Source organism: Mesorhizobium sp. M2A.F.Ca.ET.043.05.1.1 (assembly GCF_003952445.1).
In the GTDB taxonomy this organism is placed as follows: domain Bacteria; phylum Pseudomonadota; class Alphaproteobacteria; order Rhizobiales; family Rhizobiaceae; genus Mesorhizobium.
Genome location: NZ_CP034446.1, coordinates 6,343,420 through 6,361,788 on the forward strand (window position 1 = coordinate 6,343,420; position 18,369 = coordinate 6,361,788).

Below are 18,369 nucleotides of genomic sequence, written 5' to 3' on the forward strand. Positions count from 1 at the left end.
CCATGGCTTCGCGTTCGACAGGTTTCAATTCCGGTCTCGATATCGGCAAGTCCTACTATGTCGCCACGGCCAATCCGGCGCCCGACCATCCGGCACTTGCCGGCGATGTCGAGGTCGATCTGGTGGTGGTGGGCGGCGGCTGCACCGGTCTTTCGGCGGCGCTGCATGCGGCCGAGCGCGGTCTCAAGGTGGTGCTGCTCGAGGGCGGCAAGATCGGTTGGGGCGCCTCGGGCCGCAATGGCGGCCAGATGATCCCCGGCTTGCGCAAGGGCGCCAGGGGGCTGGTCAAGTCCTTTGGGCCGGAGCGGGCGAAGGCGCTGTTCGACCTGGCCTTCGAGGCACACGGGCTGGTGCTCGACATCATCGAGCGCCACGGCATCGAATGTGATTTGCACCAGACCGGCCATCTGGTCGGCGCGGTCAGCGCTTCGGATGTGCGCGACTTCGAGGAAGAGGCCGAATGCCTCGCCAAGGTGATGAAGTTCACCGATGTCGAGATCCTGTCGGCTTCGCAGGCGCGGCAGATGGTGGATACGCCCTATCAGGGCGCGGTGTTCGAGCCGCTCGGCGGCCACATGCATCCGCTGAACTATACGCTCGGGCTCGCCCGTGCGGCAGTCAGCGCAGGCGTGGTCATCCATGAGAACTCGGTTGCCGTCCGGCTGGAACGCGAGCCGTCGATCCGGGTGTTCACCGACAAGGGTTCGGTCCGTGCCAGGCATGTTGTGCTGGCCGGCGATGCACTGCTCAAGGGGTTGGAGCCGCGCGTCAACAGCCGCATCATGCCGGTCGGCAACTACATCGTCGCCACCGAGCCGTTGGGCGAGCGCAATGTCATCCCGGCCAATGTCGCGGTCTCGGACACGCCGTTTGTCGTCAACTACTACCGCATGTCGGCGGACGGCCGCCTGCTGTTCGGCGGCGGCGAGCGCTACACGCCGTCGCCGCCGGCCGACATTGCCGGCTTCGTGCGGCCGCATATGGAAAAGACCTTCCCGCAGCTCAAGGGCTGCCGCATCGACCACGCCTGGGGCGGGCTGGTGTCGGTGACGACGTCGCGCCTGCCGCATGTCGGGCATTATGGCGAGGTCTATTTCGCGCATGGCTATTCCGGCAAAGGCGTCATCCTGTCGACGCTGTCGGGCAAGCTCCTGGCGGCAGCGATCACGGGCGATGCCTCGCGGCTCGACCTGTTCTCGATGCTGACGCCGCTGCCGTTCCCGGGCGGCACGGCGCTGCGCGGCCCGCTCTATGTGCTTGGCATGCTGTGGTATGCGATGCGCGATCGGCTCAGACACTGACGCTGGTTTCCTTTCCCTGGCGTAGCTAATGTCTCTGCGCCGGGAAGGAAATCCCGAGAAGGAAAAGCGGATGAATATCGAGCCGGGCCGACTGACGAAGAAGGAGCGCCATGAGCTGATCCTGTCGGAGGTCCGGCGCTCCGCCTCGATCCGCATCTCGAAGCTTGCGCGCCGCATCGGCGTGGCCGGCGAGACCATCCGCCGCGATCTCATCGAGCTCGGCGAGGCGGGGCTGCTCAACCGCACCTATGGCGGCGCCACCATTTCGCTGGTGACGTCGGAACCGGTGATCGCCGAACGCGGCCTCACAATGGTCGAGGAGCGGGCCCGCATCGGGCGTGGTGCGGCGGGACTGGTCGAGAAAGGCTCGATCGTGATGATCGACGGTGGATCGACCACCTACGAGGTGGCGCGCAGCCTCTCTCAGCACGGCCGGGACCTGACGATCATCACCAACTCGATCGGCGTCGCCTCTGTGGCCGGCGCCAATCCCGGCTTCCGCGTCATCCTCTGCCCCGGCACCTATGACAGCCGCGAGGCCGCGGTGCTCGGCGAGGACACGGTCGAATTCGTGCGCCGCTACAATGCCGACGTCGCCATCATCGGCGCCTCGGCGCTGAACGCCGAAGGGCCGAGCGACATGATCTCGGGCGCGGCGGCGGTGAAGCGGGCGATGATGAGGCGGTCACTGTCGACGATGTTGGTCGTCACCAACGACAAGTTCGGCCGCAGCGGCCTGGAGCGCGTCTGCGCGCTGAGCGAGATCTCGGACATCGTCACCGACAGCGAGCCGTCAGCGGAACTGCGCGCCGCGATCGACGAAGCAGGCGGCGAGCTGCACGTCTTTGCCGAAGGTTAGGGCTGTACCGGCTAGTCTCTTTGTTTTTGCGCAATTCCGGACGGAAAACCGCTGCGCACTTTTCCTGCAATTGCTTTAGGCGTCGCGATTGGTCAGCGCGATGTGGCAGCAGCCGGAGCCGTGGCCCGGCGTCCAGGTGACATTGTCGAAGCGCACGCCGGTGGCCTCGAACAGGCCGCGGTCGAAGGCGCCGGCGATGCGGCAGAGCGTGGCGAGTTTCTCCTCGCCGACGCCTGCTTCCACCCACGCATCCTTCAACGGGCAGCGCTTGACCTTGAAGGCGATGTGGTCCGGACCGCGCTCGACATGGGTCGGATACATGCGCCCACCATCCGGACTGACGGCGAGGAACGCCTCGCCGATCGCCGGCGCGTCATTGGGGCCGAAATTGGCGAAAGCCGCCGCCGCGACTTCCCGGCCGCGCTTCTCGATGCTGCGGATCATCACCGCCTCGGCCTGCTCGGCGCCGAGCTCGGCGGTCAGTTCCTCGAGGAAGAGGCGGTAGAGGTCGGCGCGGTTGCGGAAGGCGGAATCGAGCTCGCGCGACAGTTTCTCGGCTCTGGCTGCGGGGTCGGTCATGAGACGTCCTGATATTGCTGTTTGACCATGATCTTGTCCGCAAACCGGTTGCCACTTTGCGGGATCATGGCCGGTTCCTGTTCAATCTCGGTGCCGCCTCGACAAGGGCCTTGCCGACCGGCGATTGCGGGTTGGCGATGACGGCGCGGGCATCGCCGCTCTCGGCGATCCGGCCAGCATCGAGGATGATGACGCGATGCGCCACGGCGCGGATGACGCCGAGGTCATGCGAAATGAACAGATAGGCGATCCGTTCCTGTCTTTGCAGGTCGAGCAGCAATTCCAGGATCTTGCCGCGCACCGAGACGTCGAGGGCCGAGACGGCCTCGTCGAGCACGATCAGCGACGGCCGCGTGGCGATGGCGCGGGCAATCGCGACGCGCTGTCGCTGGCCGCCGGAAATCTCGTGGATGGCGCGCGCGGCGAGGTTGGCGTCGAGGCCGACGCGCTCCAAAAGCGCCGCGATGCGGCGTGGACGCTCGGCACGCGGGGCGATGTTGTGGATGCGCAACGGATCGTCGAGCACCCGCGCGACGGTCGCGCGGGGATTGAAGGCGGCGAGCGGATCCTGGAATACCATTTGCAGGCGGGCACGGCGGGTGCGCAAAGCGGCGCCCGACAAAGCGAGGAAGTCGCCGCCTTCGAAGTCGATGCGGCCGGCATCGGGCTCGATCAGCCGCAGCACCAGCCTTGCAATGGTCGATTTGCCGCTGCCGGACGGGCCGGCGAGCGCCAGCGTCTCCGCCGGGCCGACTTCGAAGGACACCTCGTCGACTGCCGCGAAAGGCTTGCCGCCGCGATGATAGCGCTTGGTGAGATTGGAGACGGCAAGCAGGCTCATGCCGAGATGCCCTGTCGGTCAAGCAGCGGCTCGGCGTCGAGGCCAAGATGAGCGTCGAGCAAGCCGCGCGTATAGGCATGCTGCGGCGCGTTGACGATTTGATTGGTCTCGCCGAGCTCGACCAGTTCACCATGGCGCAGCACCGCGATGCGATTGGCGAGCGAGGCGGCGAGCGCGATGTCGTGGCTGATGAAGATGAGCGCCATGCCATCCTCCGTGACCAGCCTGCGGATCAGGGCGGCGATCTCGGCCTGGACGATGGTGTCGAGCGCGCTGGTCGCTTCGTCGGCGATCAGGAGTTTCGGTCCGGCGGCGATTGCCGCAGCGATGGCCACTCGCTGCTTCTGCCCGCCGGAGAGCTGGTGGGGGTAGGCGTGGAGAGCGGCGTCGGGATAGGGGAGGCGGACGCGTTCGAGCAGGGTTTTGGCCTTGGCGATGGCTTCGCGCCAAGTGAGGTCGAGATGGGTGCGCGCCACCTCGGCGATCTGCTTGCCGACTGGCATGACCGGGTCGAGACTGGAGGAGGGGTCCTGGAAGACAAAGCCGATGTCACGGCCGAGGAGGGGGTGGCTTGTGGCAAGTGCGGACGGTTGGCGATCCTTCGCCCCCCTCTCTGTCCTGCCGGACATCTCCCCCTCAAGGGGGGAGATTAGCTCGTGATCTCCGCCTTCGCCAATTTTCGAGGTTGCAAGAAGAGAGCCAGCGACGGAGCTGCCAATCTCCCCCCTTGTGGGGGAGATGTCCGGCAGGACAGAGGGGGGTGCGAAGGAATGAGGCGCTTGCGATTTCGGTATCTTCCAACTGATGGTCCCGCCAATCTCGACACTCTTCGCCAACAACCCCGCAACCGCCAGCGCTAGCGTGCTCTTGCCCGAGCCGCTTTCGCCGATGATTGCCAGGCGCTCGCCTTCGAGAACGTCCAGGCTCACACCTTTAAGCGCCGGCACCTCTATGCCGTCGCGCCGATAGGCAACTCTCAGATCGCGAATGGAAAGCAGCGCGGTCACGACAGGCTCCTGCGCACCGCGGTGCTTTCCACCACGCCCTCGCCGGCGAGGTAGACGCCGAGCACGGTCAGCACCAGCGCCACGCCCGGAACGATCGACAGGAACGGGGCGGTGCGCAGCACCGTGCGGCCTTCGGCGATCATGCCGCCCCAGGTGACGCGGTTGGGGTCGCCGAGGCCGAGGAAGGAAAGCGCCGCCTCGATGAGGATCGCAGCCGCGACGATCACCGAGGATAGCGCCAGTACCGGCGGCAGTGCGTTGGGCAGCACCTCGCGAAAGGCGATCTCCAGTGGGTGCATGCCGATGACGCGGGCGCCGGCGACGTAGTCGCGTTCACGGATCGACAGCACTTCCGCGCGGGCGACGCGCGCCGGTCCGGTCCAGGCGCTGAGCGCGATCGCCGCGTCGACCACGCCCAGCGAAGGCCCGACGATGCTTACGAACGCCAGCGCCAGCAGGAAGCTCGGCACGGTCTGGAAAGCGTCGGTGACGCGCATCAGCACTTCGTCGACCAGCCCTCCGGCGAAGCCGGCCAATGTGCCGACCACGGCGCCGATCAGGAGCGCGGCGGCAGCCGCCGCCAGGCCGACCGCCAATGAGGTACGGGCGCCATGGAACAGCTCCGCCAGCACGTCGCGGCCGAGCCGGTCGGTGCCGAGCGGCAGCGACCAGCCCTGGAAGGGCGGCAGCAGAGCCGGGCCGGCGATCGCCTGCGGATCGCCGGGAAAGAGCATCGGCGCCGCCAGTGCCATCGCGGCCAGCACGGCGAGGATAAGTGCACCGGCGATCGCTTCCGGCGTTTGGAAGAAACGGCGCAGGCGGTTCATGCGCTTGCCTCGCCGGCGCCGACGCGCGGATCGAGGACAGCGTAGGCGAGATCGATCAGAAGGTTGATGACGACGACCAGGACGGCGCTCACCAGGATGATGCCGAGCAGCAGCGGCGTGTCGCGTCCGGCGACGGCCTCCTGCGCCAGCCGGCCGAGGCCGGGCACGGCGAAGACGCTTTCGATGACGACGCTGCCGCCAAGCATCTGCGCCGATTGCAGGCCGAGCATGGTGACCAATGGCAGAAGGGCGTTGCGGGCGACATGGGCAAGCACGACGCGGCGGCGGGGCAGGCCCCTGGCGCGGGCGGCGAGGACAAAATCCTGCCGCCAGGCCTCAGCCATGCCGGCGCGCATCATGCGCAGATAGAGCGCGAGATACATGAAGCCGAGCGCCGAGACCGGCAGCACGAGATGGATGGCGATGTCGGCGGCGCGGGAAAATCCGGTTTTGCCGGAGGCTATGGTCTCGATGCCGCCGATCGGCAGCCAGCGCAAATCGACGGCGAAGACGACGATGAGCACGAGGCCGAGCCAAAAGCCGGGCACGGCATAGAGGGCCAGCGAGCCGATCGACAGGAAGCGGTCGCGGAAACTGCCGGGCCGCGCGCCGGCATAGATGCCGAGCGCAGAGCCAAGGCCGAAGGAGAGCGCGGTGGCGCTGCCCATCAGGACCAGCGTCGTCGGCAGGCGTTCGAGGATGATCTCGCGGATCGGCCGCGAGAAGGTGACGGACTGGCCGAGGTCGAGACGCAGCAAGGCCCAGAGGTAATTGGCGAGGCGGGTGAGCTCCGACTGGTCGAGGCCCCAACGATGGCGCAGCAGTTCGATCATGCCGGCGTCGCCGCCGGTCGAGACGATATAGGCGTCGACCGCATCGCCCGGAGCGGATTCGAGGAGGAGGAAGCTGCCGATGACGACGATGAGCAGCACGAAGACGCTGCCGATGAGACGGCGGCGGAGGAGGCGGAGGGCGCGGGTCATGGCGAAAGAATGTTGCTCGCAACCCTCCGAGGTCGCACTCTACGGCGCCCCCCTCTGGCCTGCCGGCCATCTCCCCCACTTGGGGGGAGATCAGCCGTCGCCGCGGCTTTCCCCAATTTCCGACGTTGCAGGGAGGTGTGAGGCGCGGAAACCGCCAATCTCCCCCCAAGTGGGGGAGATGTCCGGCAGGACAGAGGGGGGCGCGAAGGAACTCTCATTCTCGAAGCTGAGCACCCCGACTGCCGATCCGCAAGTGCCGGATCAGCCCGCCAAATAAGTGTCCGCCCAGTTCGACACAGCCCAGCGCGGGTTGTTGGCGATGTTGCCCACCGTATCGCGGGCCACGCTGATGAAGCTCCATTCGGCGACGTTGATCAGCGGCAGATCGGCAGCCACCTTCTTCTGGAACTCCTTGTAGAGCTCGGTGCGGGCCGACGTGTCGAGCGTCTCGGATGCCTTGACGATCAGGGCGTCGAGGTCGGCGTTCTTGTAGCCGCCCTGGTTGGAGAAGGGCACGCCGTCGGGAATGCCGCTCTGCACAAGGATGGTGGTCGAGATCGCCGGGTCGCCGCGGAACACCGGCGGGCCGACGGCGAGGTCGAAGGCATGGTCGGTGTAGACGGCCTTGATGTGGGCTGCCGAGTCGTTGTTGACGATCTGGGCGTCGATGCCGATCGCCGCCAGCGCCTGGCGCAAATAATCGCCGAACTGCTTCGTCTCGTTGAAGTAGGGCGCCGGCAAAAGCTTCAGCGCAAAGCGCTTGCCGTCGTCGGCGCGCTTGTAGCCTGCTTCATCCAGCAGCGCGTTGGCCTTGGCGACGTCGAAAGGATAGGTCGGCACGTCGGCGGCGTAGAATTGCGGGTCGTTCTTCGGCACAGGGCCAGTTGCGGTCGCGGCGTAGCCGAGGAAGACCGTCTTGACAACGAAATCCTTGTCGATGGCATGGGCGATCGCCTGGCGCACCTTGAGGTCGGCCAGTTCCTTGCGGCGGTGGTTGATCTCGACGACGAGCTGGTAGGTCAACCCCTCATAACCCTTGGTGATGACCTTCAGGCCCGGCACCTTGGAGATGCGGTCGAGGTCGGCGAGCGGCACGGCGGAGAAGGCGGCGAGCTGGATCTCTTCGGCTTCCAGCGCGGCCGCCGCAGAGGTGCGATCGGGGAGCACCTGGTAGACGATCTCGTCGAGATAGGGCTCGTCCTTGCCCCAATAGGCGTCGTTCCGGGTCAGCCGGTAATATTGGCCGGCCTTGTACTCGGCGAATTTGAACGGACCGGTGCCGACCGGCGCGTTGTTGGCCGGGTTGTCCTCGATCTTGCCCACCTCGTAAACGTGCTTCGGCACGACGCTCGACAGCGCCGGCAGCGCGTTGCGGATGAGCTGGAACGGCGTCGGCTTGGCGAATTTGAAGATTGCGGTCAGCTCGTCCGGCGTGTCGACGGCCACCAGATCCGTGAACACGGTGCGGCCGAGATTCTGCAGCGGCTTCCAGATCTGCAGCGCCGAGAAGGCGACGTCGGCGGAGGTGAAGGGCTTGCCGTCATGCCATTTGACGCCGTCGCGCAGCTTGAAGGTCACCGACAGGCCGTCGCCCGCACCTTCCCAGGAGAGCGCCAGCCGCGGCTGAAGCCCGTCCTTGCCGTCGAAGGCGGCTTCGGCCAGCGTCTCGACGATCTTGCTGGAGATGAAGAAGACGCCGTTCGAGGCGACGATCGCCGGGTTGAGGTTGCGCGGCTCCGAATCGGCGGCCAGCACCAGGCGGCCGCCTTTCTTCGGCGTCTGCGCAAAGCCGATGGTCGGCAGCGCGGTCGAAGCCAGAAGCAGCGCCGAGCCGGCCAGCAGGCCGCGGCGTGAAATCGTCAATTCGGACATCGTTCAAACTCCCCTCTTCGCGCCGTGGCAGGCGCGCCAATCGCGTGATTATGGGCCTTGGCAAAGGTTTCGCCAGAGACGGATTTGGCGCATCATGGCTTGGCTTTGAAATTTCCGTCCGCTGGACCAGCCGGCCGAAAGAAGCTCTCATGCTTTTATCTGGTAGGACCAGATTATAGCGCGGCGGGATAGAGAGTCGGACATAAACCGCCTTCGGCGCGAAAGTGATCGGTTCTGGCTGGACCAGAGTGGCCAAAATGATGCAGATTTGGCCGGCAGTCACAAATCATAATGTTCGGCGCTGCTGCGGCCGATGAAAAATCAGGGAGAGGCAGATGAACATCGCTCCGGGCAAGGCCGAGGTCAGCAGCATTCCGTTCGACCAGGCGCGGGTGGACCGGCTGATGGAAGAGGCTGGCATCGACGTGCTGTTCGCCACGTCCAAGCACAACACGCAATACCTGCTCGGCGGCTACAAGTTCATCTTCTTCGCCGCCATGGATGCGATCGGCCACAGCCGTTACCTGCCGATTGTGCTTTACGAGAAGGGCGGGCCGGAACACGCGGCCTATATCGGCAACAAGATGGAAGGCGGCGAGCATCAGAACCATCCGTTCTGGACGCCGACCTTGCATGCCGCCTGCTGGGGCACGCTCGATGCCGCAAATCTTGCGGTGGAGCATCTACGCCAGATCGGGAAGTCTGCGGCGCGCATCGGCATCGAGCCCGGCTTCCTGCCGTCCGACGCCTATATGCTGATCCGCAAGGCGCTGCCGGACGCGAAGCTGATCGACGCGACCGGCATGCTCGAGACCATGCGCGCCATCAAGACCGAGGCGGAGCTGGAACAGCTGCGCATCGCCTCCGAGCTGATCACCGATTCCATGCTGGCGACGATCGCCTGGGCGCGCGAGAACACGAGCAAGACCGACATCATCGAGCGGCTCAGGCGCGAGGAGACCAATCGCGGCGCGCATTTCGAATATTGCCTGCTGACGCTGGGCTCAAGCCACAACCGCGCGGCGTCCAGCCAGGCGTGGAAGAAAGGCGAGGTGATGTCGATCGATTCCGGCGGCAACTATCACGGCTATATCGGCGACCTCTGCCGCATGGGCGTGCTCGGCGAGCCGGATGCCGAGTTGGAGGATCTGCTGGCCGAAGTCGAAGCGGTACAGCAAGCTGCCTTTTCCAAGGTCAAGGCCGGCACGCTTGGCGGCGATATGATCGCGCATGCGGAAGGCGTGCTGAAGGCCTCCAGGGTCGCGGCCTATACGGATTTCTTCGCCCACGGCATGGGCCTGATCACGCATGAGGCGCCGTTCCTGATGACCAACCATCCGGTCGCCTATGAAGGCACCTATGCGGCCAAGCCGCTGGAAAAGAACATGGTGCTCTCGGTCGAGACGACCATGCTTCACCCGACGCGCGGTTTCATCAAGTTGGAGGACACGGTGGCCGTGACCGACAGCGGTTATGTGATGTTCGGCGATCGCGGGCGGGGATGGAATAGGGGTGGGGCGGCAGCTTAGCTTCGACGGCGCTCCCCCTCACCCGGATTGCCAGCCGAGTTGCGAAGAGCAATTCGGGGCAATCCGACCTCTCCCCGAGGGGAGAGGAGCAGGTAAGCGCCACCGCCAGCCTCTTCTCCCCGCCGGGGAGAAGGTGGCCGCGAAGCGGCCGGATGAGGGGGCTGCGACGCTGAAAATTATGTGCCCGCCGGCAGCAGCCTGAAGTCGGGCAGGTCGCGCAGCGCCAATTCCGGTCCGGCCGGCGAATAGACGACGAAGAGCTGCATCGGCTGGTCGCCGGTGTTGAGCGTAGAGTGGAAGCGGCTTTCCGGCACGTAGATGGTGCAGCCGGGACCGACCTTCGCCACCACCGGATTGCCCTTCTCGTCCTCCACCATCTGCTCGCCATGGCCGGAGATGACGAAGATGATCTCTTCCGCGCCGGGATGATTGTGGCGGGTGTGGCCTTGGCCGGGCGGCAAGTCGACGACGCCGCCTGAAAAGCGTTCGGCGCCGTTCACTTCCGGCGCCACGGTCAGCGACAGTCTGCCCCAGTCGAAGCCGAAGGCGCTGACATCCTTCGGGTAGACGAACACTTTGCTCTTGTCGGCCATCGCCTCATCCCTTCCTTTTCATGACCGTCTTGAAATCCGCCGTCTGCTTGGCGATCGCCGCCTCGGCCGGCAGCCGTTCCATCGAGCTTGCGCCATAGAAGCCGTGCAGACCCTCGCAGCGCTCGAGGATGTAGCGGGCGTCGTCGGGCATCGAGATCGGCCCGCCATGGCACAGCAGGATGACATCCTTGCGCACCGAGCGCGCGGCATCGGCGATGTCGTCGATTTCTTTCACGCAGGCGTCGAGCGTTTTCGCCGAGGTGGCGCCGATCGAGCCGCCGGTCGTCACACCCATATGGGCGACGACGATGTCGGCGCCGGCTTTGGTCATGGCGCGCGCCTCGTCGGGATTGAAGACATAGGGCGTGGTGAGCAAGTCGAGCTTGTGCGCCTCGGCGATCATGTCGACCTCGAGCCCAAAGCCCATGCCGGTCTCCTCGAAGCTTTGGCGCATGGTGCCGTCGAACAGGCCGACGGTCGGAAAGTTCTGCACGCCGGAAAAGCCCATCGTCTTCAGTTCGGAAAGCAGCAGCGGCATGATGACGAAGGGATCGGTGCCATTGACGCCGGCCAGCACCGGCGTCTTCTTCACCACCGGCAGCACCTCATAGGCCATCTCCTTGACGATCTCGTTGGCGTTGCCATAGGCGAGCAGGCCGGCGGCCGAGCCGCGCCCGGCCATGCGATAGCGGCCGGAATTGTAGATGATGATCAGGTCGATGCCGCCGGCTTCCTCGGCCTTAGCCGACAGGCCGGTGCCGGCGCCACCGCCGACGATCGGCACGCCGTCGGCGATCATCTTGCCGAATTTCTCCAGGATCGTTTTGCGCGGAATGGCGGCCATGCTGTCTCACTTCTTGGCGATGTCTAGGAACGCCTCGGCGGCGGCCGTGGCGAAAGCGGGATCGTTGATGTGCAGCGGCAGGCGCGTGACGGTGCGGTCCTTCGTAGGCTCGATCGTGCGCTCGATCGCGTCGAACAGCGCCGCGTCGGCCTCCGCGTCGAAGAAGGCGCCGCCTTCTATATCGAGCGCCGAGACGCCCTTTTCCGGGATCAGGAAACGGACCGGGCCGCCGCATCGGGCGAGGCGGCCGCCAATCCATTCACCGATCCGGCGGCATTCGTCGGCCGTGGTGCGCATCAGCGTGACGTTGGGATTGTGCTCGTAGAACAGTCGCCCACGATATTTTTCCGGGATGGTCGGCGGCGCCCAGAGGTTCACCATGTCGAGCGCGCCGACCGAGCCGATATAGGGCAATTTCGTGCGGGCGATGGCGCCGAAGCGATCCTCCGTCGCCGGCAGCACGCCGCCGAGCAACAGGTCGCAGACCTCGGTCGTAGTGATGTCGAGGACGCCGGCCAGCAGACCGCTGTCGGCGAGCTTCTCCATCGAGCGGCCGCCGGTGCCAGTGGCGTGGAAGACCATGCAGTCATAGTCGGCGCGCAGGCGCTCGACGATCGCCGTCACGCAAGGCGTGGTGACGCCGAACATGGTGAGCCCGAGCGCCGGCTTGCCGGCGGCGGCCGGGGCCGGCTTTGCCGCCATGCCGGCGATCGCCTGGGCGGCATTGTGCAACACGACGCGGGAGAGCCTGTTCAGTCCCGCCATGTCGGTGACCGACGGCATCATGATGATGTCTGACACGTCGACGTAAGGCGCGGTGTCGCCGGAAGCCAGCGTCGAGACCATGATCTTGGGCAGGCCGAGCGGCAGCGCGCGCATGCCGGCGGTGACGATCGAGGTGCCGCCGCCGCCGCCGATGCCGATCACACCGGCGATGTCGTCGCGCGAGCGGATGAAACCGGGGAAGGCGACGCCCATGCCGGCGACGGCCGCGCCGCGGTCGTCGAGGCCGAGAACCGCGTGGGCTCCCTTGGGATGATGCGCGGCGACCTCGCTGGCCGGGATATCGACCGGGACGGTCGCGCCCCGCGTGCCGATATCGACACGCACGACCGCGCCGCCGGCAGCAGCGACGGCATCGGCCAGGAAGGCAAGCTCCTCGCCTTTGGTATCGGCGGTGCCGACCACATAGATGCGCTTCATGCGCGTTTCCCCGTCGTCCGGCATGGTCGGCTTTGCCGCCTGCCTTCTTGCCCCACCCTTAAGCTCCTCGGCAAAGGCCTCGTCGCTGGTGGGGATCTCATTTTTTGCCCCACCCGTAAGCTCCGCGGCAAAAGCCTCGTCGCTGGTGGGGACCCCGTCATTTGCCCGGCGTTGCGCCATTGCAAATTTTTGAGACGCGCGTATCGTATTGATATGGATGTCTCACGTCAACAAGCCGTCGCCAAGGATGAGGTCGCCCAGGCGCCGGTGACCGAGAAGGGGGCGCGTGCCCGCACCAGGCGGCTGATGCTGGAGACGGCGACACGGCTGATGCAGTCCGGCATGACACCCTCGGTCAGCGAGATCGCGGAGGCGGCGGAGGTCTCGCGCGCAACCGCCTACCGGTATTTCCCGAGCCAGGCGGCGCTGGTGCAGGCCGTGGTCGATGAAGGGCTCGGCCCGATCCTCACCTGGAAGTCGGCCTCCGATGATGCCGAACGGCGCGTGGCGGATCTGTTTGCCACCGCGATGCCGCGCATCGAAGCCTTCGAGGCGACGTTCAAGGCGGCTCTGAAGCTGTCCCTCGACCAATGGGCGCGGCGCCAGGCCGGCACGCTCGGATCCGAGCCCGCCTTCACGCGCGGCCATCGCGTCGACCTGCTGAAGGATGCGATCGCGCCGCTCAAGGGCCGCTTGAAGCCGCGTCAGTTCAGGCGCCTGGCGCAGGCGCTGTCGCTGGTGTTCGGCGTCGAGGTGGTCACGGTGTTGAAGGATATCTGGGGGCTGGACAGCGCCGAAATGATGTCGGTGGCGCAATGGGCGGCGAGCGCGCTGGTGCGCGCCGCGATGGCGGAATCAGGAGCGACATGAGCAGGAATGGCTGCAGCGTCAAAGGCGACAGCTGCTTAAATCTGGTTCGACCAGATTGCGGGGCCAGTTTCGAATGTTAATTGTAATGGACCGCCCGTGACAAGGGCTCCACGTATCGCAGAGTAGGAAAAACAAGGGAAAACAGCCAGATATCGTTACGATCCGCTTGTTCGGCTGCTGTCAGCCGCTCAAGAAAGCGCTTGACGCCAAGCGAAAATTGGTAATACCAGATTAGGACCGACAACGCGGAGCAAAAGTCAGGGCTGCGATCCATTTCCGGCAGGGCGAGGAGGCCTGAAACCGGGGAGGAGCATCACAGGAGGAACTACCAGGGTCGGCCTCATCGCCGGCTCGCATGACACGGTGGAATGCGCACAAGGGAGGAAAACTATGCGCAAGATAGTGACCAGCGTGATCGCTGGTATCGGGCTGGCACTTGCCTGCGGGACGTCCGTCCGCGCGCAGGACAAGGAACTCACCATCTTCTGGGCGGAATGGGATCCGGCGAACTACCTGCAGGAACTCGTCAACGACTACACGGCCGAGACCGGCGTGAAGGTCACGGTTCAGACCACGCCGTGGCCCGACTTCCAGACCAAGGCCTTCACCGAATTCAACGCGCATGGCGACGCCTACGATATGGTCGTCGGCGACTCGCAATGGCTCGGCGCCGGTTCGACGCAAGGCCACTATGTCGACCTCACCGACTTCTTCAACCAGCACAAGCTCAATGACGTGATGGCGCCCGCCACCATCAAGTACTATGCCGAATATCCCGGCGGGTCCGGCAAATACTGGGCGATCCCGCTGGAAGGCGACGCGATCGGCTGGTCATATCGCAAGGACTGGTTCGAGGACCCGAAGGAAAAGGAAGCCTTCAAGGCGAAGTATGGCTACGATCTCGCCGTGCCGACGACCTATGCGCAGCTGCGCGACATCGCCGAGTTCTTCCACCGTCCGGACCAGAAGCGCTACGGCGTCGCCATCTACACCGACAATTCCTATGACGCGATGGCGATGGGCGTCGAAAGCGCCATCTTCAGCTATGGCGGCGATCTCGGCGACTACGCCACCTACAAGGTCGACGGCATCACCAATTCGAAAGAGGCCGCCGCCGGCCTCGACATGTACAAGCAACTCTACAAATTCACGCCGCCCGGCTGGGGCAAGACCTTCTTCGTGGAAGACAATCAGGCGATCACCGGCGGTCTCGCCGCGATGAGCATGAACTTCTTCGCCTTCTTCCCGCCGCTGGTGAACAAGGCCACCAACCCTTATGCCGACGTCACCGGCTTCTTCGCCAATCCGGCAGGTCCTGACGGCAAGCGCTTCGCCGCTCTCGGCGGCCAGGGAATCTCGGTCGTCTCGTACTCGAAGAACAAGGACCAGGCGATGAAGTTCCTCGAATGGTTCATCAAGGACGAGACCCAGAAGAAATGGGCCGACCTCGGCGGCTACACCTGCAGCCAGGCCGTGCTGAAGTCGGATGCCTTCCAGAACGCGACGCCCTACAACAAGGCGTTCTACGACACGATGTTCATGGTCAAGGACTTCTGGGCAACGCCTGAATACGCCGAAGTGCTCGATCAGCTGAACCAGAACATCTATCCGTTCGTGGTCGGCGGCAAGGGCACCGCCCAGGAGGCGCTCGACAAGACCGCCGCCGACTGGAAGGCGACCTTCACCAAGTACAACCGCTACAAGTAAGCACCACAGTCAGAATGCCGGAGGAGGGTTTCCCCTCCGGCATTCCTGTTTTCAGGGAGACATTCGTTGGCTTCGGTAGCCCTCACCAATCTTGATCCGGCCTCCAGGGCCGCCGCGCGCGGCTGGTCGGACCTGACCATCCGCAATCTGTTCATCATCCCGACGCTGGTTTTCCTGATCGTCTTCAACATTTTTCCGCTGATCTATTCGCTCGGCTATTCCTTCACGAACTTCGCTGCGAACCGCAGCGAGCCATGGCAGTTCGTCGGCCTGCAGAATTATCGCGAGCTGCTCAGTGACGACCACATCTGGTCGAACTTCGTCATCACGGCGAAATATGTCATCGTTTCGGTGGCGGGTCAGATGGTCGTCGGCTTCGGCCTTGCGCTTCTGCTCAACCGCTCCTTTCCGATGAAGGGCCTGATCACCACGCTGCTTTTGTTGCCGATGATGATGTCGGCGGCGGTCGTCGGCCTGTTCTGGCAACTGCTCTACAGTCCGTCCTGGGGCCCGATCAACTATGTCTTCGGCCTTGGCGATTTCGCCTGGCTCTCCAATCCCGACAGCGCGCTCTACGCGGTCGCGATCACCGACATCTGGATGTGGTCGCCCTTCGTCATGCTTTTGTCGCTTGCCGGCCTGTCGGCGGTGCCGCAGCATCTCTACGAGGCCGCCGCGATCGACCGCGCCGGATGGTGGTACACCTTTACCCGCATCACCTTGCCGCTGGTCTCGCCGATCCTTCTCATCGCGCTGATCTTCCGCACCATGGAAGCCTTCAAGACCTTCGACATCGCCTACACGATGACGACCCAGCCGACCGCCGAGCTGATCGCGATCCGGCTCTACAAGCAGGCCTTCCAGCAGTGGGATACGGGCAAGTCCTGCGCGCTGGCCTACATCGTGCTGATCATGGTGCTGGCCATCACCAACCTCTACGTGAAGTATCTCAACAAGGTGAAGGAGCGCTGAGATGGCCGCCGTCCGCACTTCTTCCGAAGTCGCTTTCAACCGCGCGGCAATCGCCGCCGTGCTGGTCGCGACCCTGATCTTCCTGGCGCCGATCTACTGGATCGCCTCGACGGCGTTCAAGCCGAAGGAACTCGCCGTCAGCGTGCCGCCGACCGTGCTGTTCGAGCCGGAGGTGACGCCGTTCGTGCGTCTGTTCACCAAGCGCGTGCAGATGCAGAAGCCCGTCGATCCGCAAGTCTACGAAGCCGCGCCATGGTGGGAAAAACGCATCTATGACGGCGGCGAGCGGGTGCTGAAGGTCGGCAAGGATGTGCAGCTTTCGCAGTATCCCGATCGGTTCATGAACAGCCTGATCGTGGCGGTTATCAGCACGGTGCTGGCGGTGGGCATGGGAACCTTCACCGCCTACGGCTTCTCCCGCTTCAAGATCGCGGGCGAGGCGGATCTTTTGTTCTTCATCCTGTCGACGCGCATGCTGCCGCCGGTGGTGGTCGCCATCCCGATGTTCCTGATGTACCGCATGGTCGGCCTCAACGACTCGCATATCGGGCTGATCATCCTCTACGTCGCGTTCAACCTCTCCTTCTCGGTCTGGCTGATGAAAGGCTTCATGGACGAGATCCCGAAGGAATATGAGGAGGCAGCGCTCGTCGACGGCTACACGCGCATGCAGGCCTTCTTCAAGATCGTGCTGCCGGAAGCGGCGACCGGCATCGCGGCGACAGCCGTGTTCTGCTTCATCACCGCCTGGAACGAATATGCCTTCGCGCTGATCATGACCAACCGGCGCGCCCAGACGGCGCCGCCCTTCATCCCGTCGCAGATCGGCTCCGGCCTGCCGGATTGGACCACGATCGCAGCCGGCACCTTCCTGTTCCTTTTGCCGGTCGCGATCTTCACCTTCCTGCTGCGCAACCATCTGCTTCGCGGCGTGACGTTCGGAGCGATCCGCAAATGAGTTTCCGCGCCGTCAACGAGAAATACCTTTTGCCGGCTTCGCAGATCCTGATGGTGCTCGGCATCGTCGCGCTCTGCCAGCCATGGAGCCTCAACCTGCATTCCTACGGCGTGACGATCATCCTGATCGGGCTGATCGGCTTCAACATCACGTCCAAGATCGCGCCGGAGCAGAGCGAGGAAACCGGCGCCGCGACGCATGAGGGAGCCCGGCAGTGACGCAGATCGAACTTCGCGGCATCGAGAAATTCTTCGGTGCCGTCCAGGTCATCCACAATTTGAACCTCGCCATCGCCGACAACGAGTTCATCGTGCTGCTCGGCCAGTCCGGCTGCGGCAAGACCACGACGCTGCGCGCGGTCGCGGGGCTGGAGACGATCGACAAGGGCGACATCCTGATCGACGGCAAGCCGGTGCAGCACCTCAAGGCCGCCGACCGCGACATCGCCATGGTGTTCCAGTCCTTCTCGCTCTACCCGCACATGACGGTGTTCGAGAACGTCGCCTTTCCGCTGCGCGCCACGCGCATGAGCAGCGGCGAGGTCGACAAGTCCGTGCGCGAGGTCGCCCGGGTCCTGCGTATCACCGACCTGCTCGACAAGCGGCCGTCGGCGCTTTCGGGCGGCGACATGCAGCGCGTGGCGATTGGCCGGGCGCTCGTGCGGCGGCCGAAGGCCATGCTGATGGACGAGCCCATCGGCGCGCTGGACGCCAAGCTGCGCGAGGAGATGCGCGCCGAGATCAAGCGCCTGCACGTCAAGCAGGGATCGACCACGATCTACGTCACCCACGACCAGATCGAGGCGATGAGCCTCGCCGACCGCATCGTCATCATGCATGAGGGCTTCATCCAGCAGGTCGGCACGCCGGACGAGGTCTATTCGCATCCGGCTAATCTGTTCGTGGCGCAGTTCGTCGGCAGCCCGGTGATGAATATCGCCGAGGCCCGCGTGGCGGACCAGCCCGGCGCCGTTTCCGTGACGGTAGGCGACGCGCCGGCGGGCTTCGAGTTCCCGCACCGGCTCCTGTCCAAGCTCAACGGGCATTCCAACGGTGGCCTGACGCTCGGCATCCGGCCGGAGGGCGTGCTCGTCCGGCACGATGCGGCGCCCGGCTACATGCCGGTCGAGGCGAGCATCATCGAGCCGCTGGGATCCTTCGACATCGTCGACCTCAAGGTCGGCTCCTCGATGCTGCGCGCGCGCACCAAGGCCGGCTACGTCTCAGGCCCCGGCGAGAAGGTCCATGTCCGCATCGATCCGGAGCAGGCGCATTTCTTCGACACGGCAAGCGGCAAGTCACTGGGGGTGAGATTGTGATGGCCGAAGGACACGAACGGCCAACGATTTGGCCTTTCGAACAATCGAACGCCCGGAGCCATAGCGGAGGGCTGATCACCCTCGAAATGGAAATGAGACAGTAGAC

At 64.8% G+C, this 18,369-nt stretch carries 18 protein-coding genes; 9 read left to right on the forward strand and 9 right to left on the reverse strand.

Annotation, left to right across the window (positions count from 1 at the left end; translation table 11 throughout):
- The first annotated feature begins 2 nt into the window (after positions 1 to 2).
- Together EJ069_RS30575 and EJ069_RS30580 are read left to right on the forward strand one after the other, a co-directional pair.
- Positions 3 to 1,301 carry an FAD-binding oxidoreductase gene (locus tag EJ069_RS30575; RefSeq protein WP_126064292.1) on the forward strand — a complete coding sequence of 433 codons (1,299 nt, stop codon included), beginning with the start codon at positions 3 to 5 and terminating at the stop codon, positions 1,299 to 1,301.
- Between the two features lie 70 nt (positions 1,302 to 1,371).
- Entirely contained in the window at positions 1,372 to 2,160 is a 789-nt protein-coding gene (locus tag EJ069_RS30580) for a DeoR/GlpR family DNA-binding transcription regulator (RefSeq protein WP_245456367.1), read from the forward strand.
- Between the two features lie 75 nt (positions 2,161 to 2,235).
- Here the strand turns inward: EJ069_RS30580 and EJ069_RS30585 are convergent, their stop codons facing one another.
- The 6 genes from EJ069_RS30585 to EJ069_RS30615 all read right to left on the reverse strand — a co-directional run bounded on the left by EJ069_RS30585 (position 2,236) and on the right by EJ069_RS30615 (position 8,269).
- Positions 2,236 to 2,739 carry an L-2-amino-thiazoline-4-carboxylic acid hydrolase gene (locus tag EJ069_RS30585; RefSeq protein ID WP_126064293.1) on the reverse strand — a complete coding sequence of 168 codons (504 nt, stop codon included), beginning with the start codon at positions 2,737 to 2,739 and terminating at the stop codon, positions 2,236 to 2,238.
- Between the two features lie 64 nt (positions 2,740 to 2,803).
- Positions 2,804 to 3,580, reverse strand: coding sequence for an ATP-binding cassette domain-containing protein (locus tag EJ069_RS30590; protein WP_126064294.1), 777 nt, complete (start codon positions 3,578 to 3,580; stop codon positions 2,804 to 2,806).
- On the reverse strand, positions 3,577 to 4,587 hold the full coding sequence (locus EJ069_RS30595) for an ABC transporter ATP-binding protein (protein WP_145965062.1): 1,011 nt from the start codon (positions 4,585 to 4,587) through the stop codon (positions 3,577 to 3,579). The genes EJ069_RS30590 and EJ069_RS30595 overlap by 4 nt, the downstream gene beginning before the upstream one ends.
- Positions 4,584 to 5,414: an ABC transporter permease gene (locus EJ069_RS30600; RefSeq protein ID WP_126064295.1), complete on the reverse strand. Its 831-nt coding sequence runs from the start codon at positions 5,412 to 5,414 to the stop codon at positions 4,584 to 4,586. Before EJ069_RS30600 ends, EJ069_RS30595 begins: the two co-directional genes overlap by 4 nt.
- Entirely contained in the window at positions 5,411 to 6,397 is a 987-nt protein-coding gene (locus EJ069_RS30605; protein ID WP_126064296.1) for an ABC transporter permease, read from the reverse strand. Before EJ069_RS30605 ends, EJ069_RS30600 begins: the two co-directional genes overlap by 4 nt.
- Before the next feature lie 261 nt (positions 6,398 to 6,658).
- On the reverse strand, positions 6,659 to 8,269 hold the full coding sequence (locus EJ069_RS30615; RefSeq protein ID WP_126064297.1) for an ABC transporter substrate-binding protein: 1,611 nt from the start codon (positions 8,267 to 8,269) through the stop codon (positions 6,659 to 6,661).
- A 335-nt stretch (positions 8,270 to 8,604) separates the two neighbouring features.
- On the opposite strand from EJ069_RS30615, the gene EJ069_RS30620 reads away from it, so the two are divergent.
- Entirely contained in the window at positions 8,605 to 9,798 is a 1,194-nt protein-coding gene (locus EJ069_RS30620; protein ID WP_126064298.1) for a Xaa-Pro peptidase family protein, read from the forward strand.
- A 176-nt stretch (positions 9,799 to 9,974) separates the two neighbouring features.
- Here the strand turns inward: EJ069_RS30620 and EJ069_RS30625 are convergent, their stop codons facing one another.
- Genes EJ069_RS30625 through EJ069_RS30635 form a run of 3 tightly spaced genes read right to left on the reverse strand, consistent with a single transcriptional unit; the run spans position 9,975 to position 12,438 of the window.
- Positions 9,975 to 10,391 (reverse strand): cupin domain-containing protein, encoded by a 417-nt coding sequence (locus EJ069_RS30625; RefSeq protein ID WP_126064299.1) that lies wholly within the window; start codon positions 10,389 to 10,391, stop codon positions 9,975 to 9,977.
- A 4-nt stretch (positions 10,392 to 10,395) separates the two neighbouring features.
- The gene (locus EJ069_RS30630; RefSeq protein ID WP_126064300.1) at positions 10,396 to 11,235 is read right to left on the reverse strand and encodes a phosphoenolpyruvate hydrolase family protein; all 840 of its coding nucleotides are present in this window, start codon (positions 11,233 to 11,235) and stop codon (positions 10,396 to 10,398) included.
- Positions 11,236 to 11,241: 6 nt separating this feature from the next.
- Entirely contained in the window at positions 11,242 to 12,438 is a 1,197-nt protein-coding gene (locus tag EJ069_RS30635; protein ID WP_126064301.1) for a Tm-1-like ATP-binding domain-containing protein, read from the reverse strand.
- A gap of 213 nt (positions 12,439 to 12,651) precedes the next feature.
- On the opposite strand from EJ069_RS30635, the gene EJ069_RS30640 reads away from it, so the two are divergent.
- The 6 genes from EJ069_RS30640 (at position 12,652) to EJ069_RS30665 (ending at position 18,263) form a co-directional block, all read left to right on the forward strand.
- Positions 12,652 to 13,308: a TetR/AcrR family transcriptional regulator gene (locus tag EJ069_RS30640; RefSeq protein WP_126064302.1), complete on the forward strand. Its 657-nt coding sequence runs from the start codon at positions 12,652 to 12,654 to the stop codon at positions 13,306 to 13,308.
- Between the two features lie 390 nt (positions 13,309 to 13,698).
- Positions 13,699 to 15,015, forward strand: coding sequence for an extracellular solute-binding protein (locus tag EJ069_RS30645; RefSeq protein WP_126064303.1), 1,317 nt, complete (start codon positions 13,699 to 13,701; stop codon positions 15,013 to 15,015).
- A 66-nt stretch (positions 15,016 to 15,081) separates the two neighbouring features.
- Positions 15,082 to 15,987: a sugar ABC transporter permease gene (locus EJ069_RS30650; protein ID WP_042640683.1), complete on the forward strand. Its 906-nt coding sequence runs from the start codon at positions 15,082 to 15,084 to the stop codon at positions 15,985 to 15,987.
- Position 15,988: 1 nt separating this feature from the next.
- Positions 15,989 to 16,945, forward strand: a complete 957-nt coding sequence (locus EJ069_RS30655; protein WP_042640685.1) for a carbohydrate ABC transporter permease — start codon at positions 15,989 to 15,991, stop codon at positions 16,943 to 16,945.
- Positions 16,942 to 17,163: a hypothetical protein gene (locus EJ069_RS30660; protein WP_112126300.1), complete on the forward strand. Its 222-nt coding sequence runs from the start codon at positions 16,942 to 16,944 to the stop codon at positions 17,161 to 17,163. Before EJ069_RS30655 ends, EJ069_RS30660 begins: the two co-directional genes overlap by 4 nt.
- A complete protein-coding gene (locus EJ069_RS30665) occupies positions 17,160 to 18,263 on the forward strand; it encodes an ABC transporter ATP-binding protein (protein ID WP_126064304.1) in 1,104 nt (367 codons plus the stop codon). Before EJ069_RS30660 ends, EJ069_RS30665 begins: the two co-directional genes overlap by 4 nt.
- Positions 18,264 to 18,369: the final 106 nt, after the last annotated feature.

Coding starts and splice junctions, on each gene's coding strand:
- EJ069_RS30585 (WP_126064293.1), bottom strand. CDS start 2,739: ATGACCGACCCCGCAGCCAGAGCCGAGAAACTGTCGCGCGAGCTCGAT.
- EJ069_RS30600 (WP_126064295.1), bottom strand. CDS start 5,414: ATGAACCGCCTGCGCCGTTTCTTCCAAACGCCGGAAGCGATCGCCGGT.
- EJ069_RS30605 (WP_126064296.1), bottom strand. CDS start 6,397: ATGACCCGCGCCCTCCGCCTCCTCCGCCGCCGTCTCATCGGCAGCGTC.
- EJ069_RS30615 (WP_126064297.1), bottom strand. CDS start 8,269: ATGTCCGAATTGACGATTTCACGCCGCGGCCTGCTGGCCGGCTCGGCG.
- EJ069_RS30645 (WP_126064303.1), top strand. CDS start 13,699: ATGCGCAAGATAGTGACCAGCGTGATCGCTGGTATCGGGCTGGCACTT.
- EJ069_RS30590 (WP_126064294.1), bottom strand. CDS start 3,580: ATGAGCCTGCTTGCCGTCTCCAATCTCACCAAGCGCTATCATCGCGGC.
- EJ069_RS30630 (WP_126064300.1), bottom strand. CDS start 11,235: ATGGCCGCCATTCCGCGCAAAACGATCCTGGAGAAATTCGGCAAGATG.
- EJ069_RS30660 (WP_112126300.1), top strand. CDS start 16,942: ATGAGTTTCCGCGCCGTCAACGAGAAATACCTTTTGCCGGCTTCGCAG.
- EJ069_RS30575 (WP_126064292.1), top strand. CDS start 3: ATGGCTTCGCGTTCGACAGGTTTCAATTCCGGTCTCGATATCGGCAAG.
- EJ069_RS30580 (WP_245456367.1), top strand. CDS start 1,372: ATGAATATCGAGCCGGGCCGACTGACGAAGAAGGAGCGCCATGAGCTG.
- EJ069_RS30635 (WP_126064301.1), bottom strand. CDS start 12,438: ATGAAGCGCATCTATGTGGTCGGCACCGCCGATACCAAAGGCGAGGAG.
- EJ069_RS30625 (WP_126064299.1), bottom strand. CDS start 10,391: ATGGCCGACAAGAGCAAAGTGTTCGTCTACCCGAAGGATGTCAGCGCC.
- EJ069_RS30640 (WP_126064302.1), top strand. CDS start 12,652: ATGGATGTCTCACGTCAACAAGCCGTCGCCAAGGATGAGGTCGCCCAG.
- EJ069_RS30655 (WP_042640685.1), top strand. CDS start 15,989: ATGGCCGCCGTCCGCACTTCTTCCGAAGTCGCTTTCAACCGCGCGGCA.
- EJ069_RS30620 (WP_126064298.1), top strand. CDS start 8,605: ATGAACATCGCTCCGGGCAAGGCCGAGGTCAGCAGCATTCCGTTCGAC.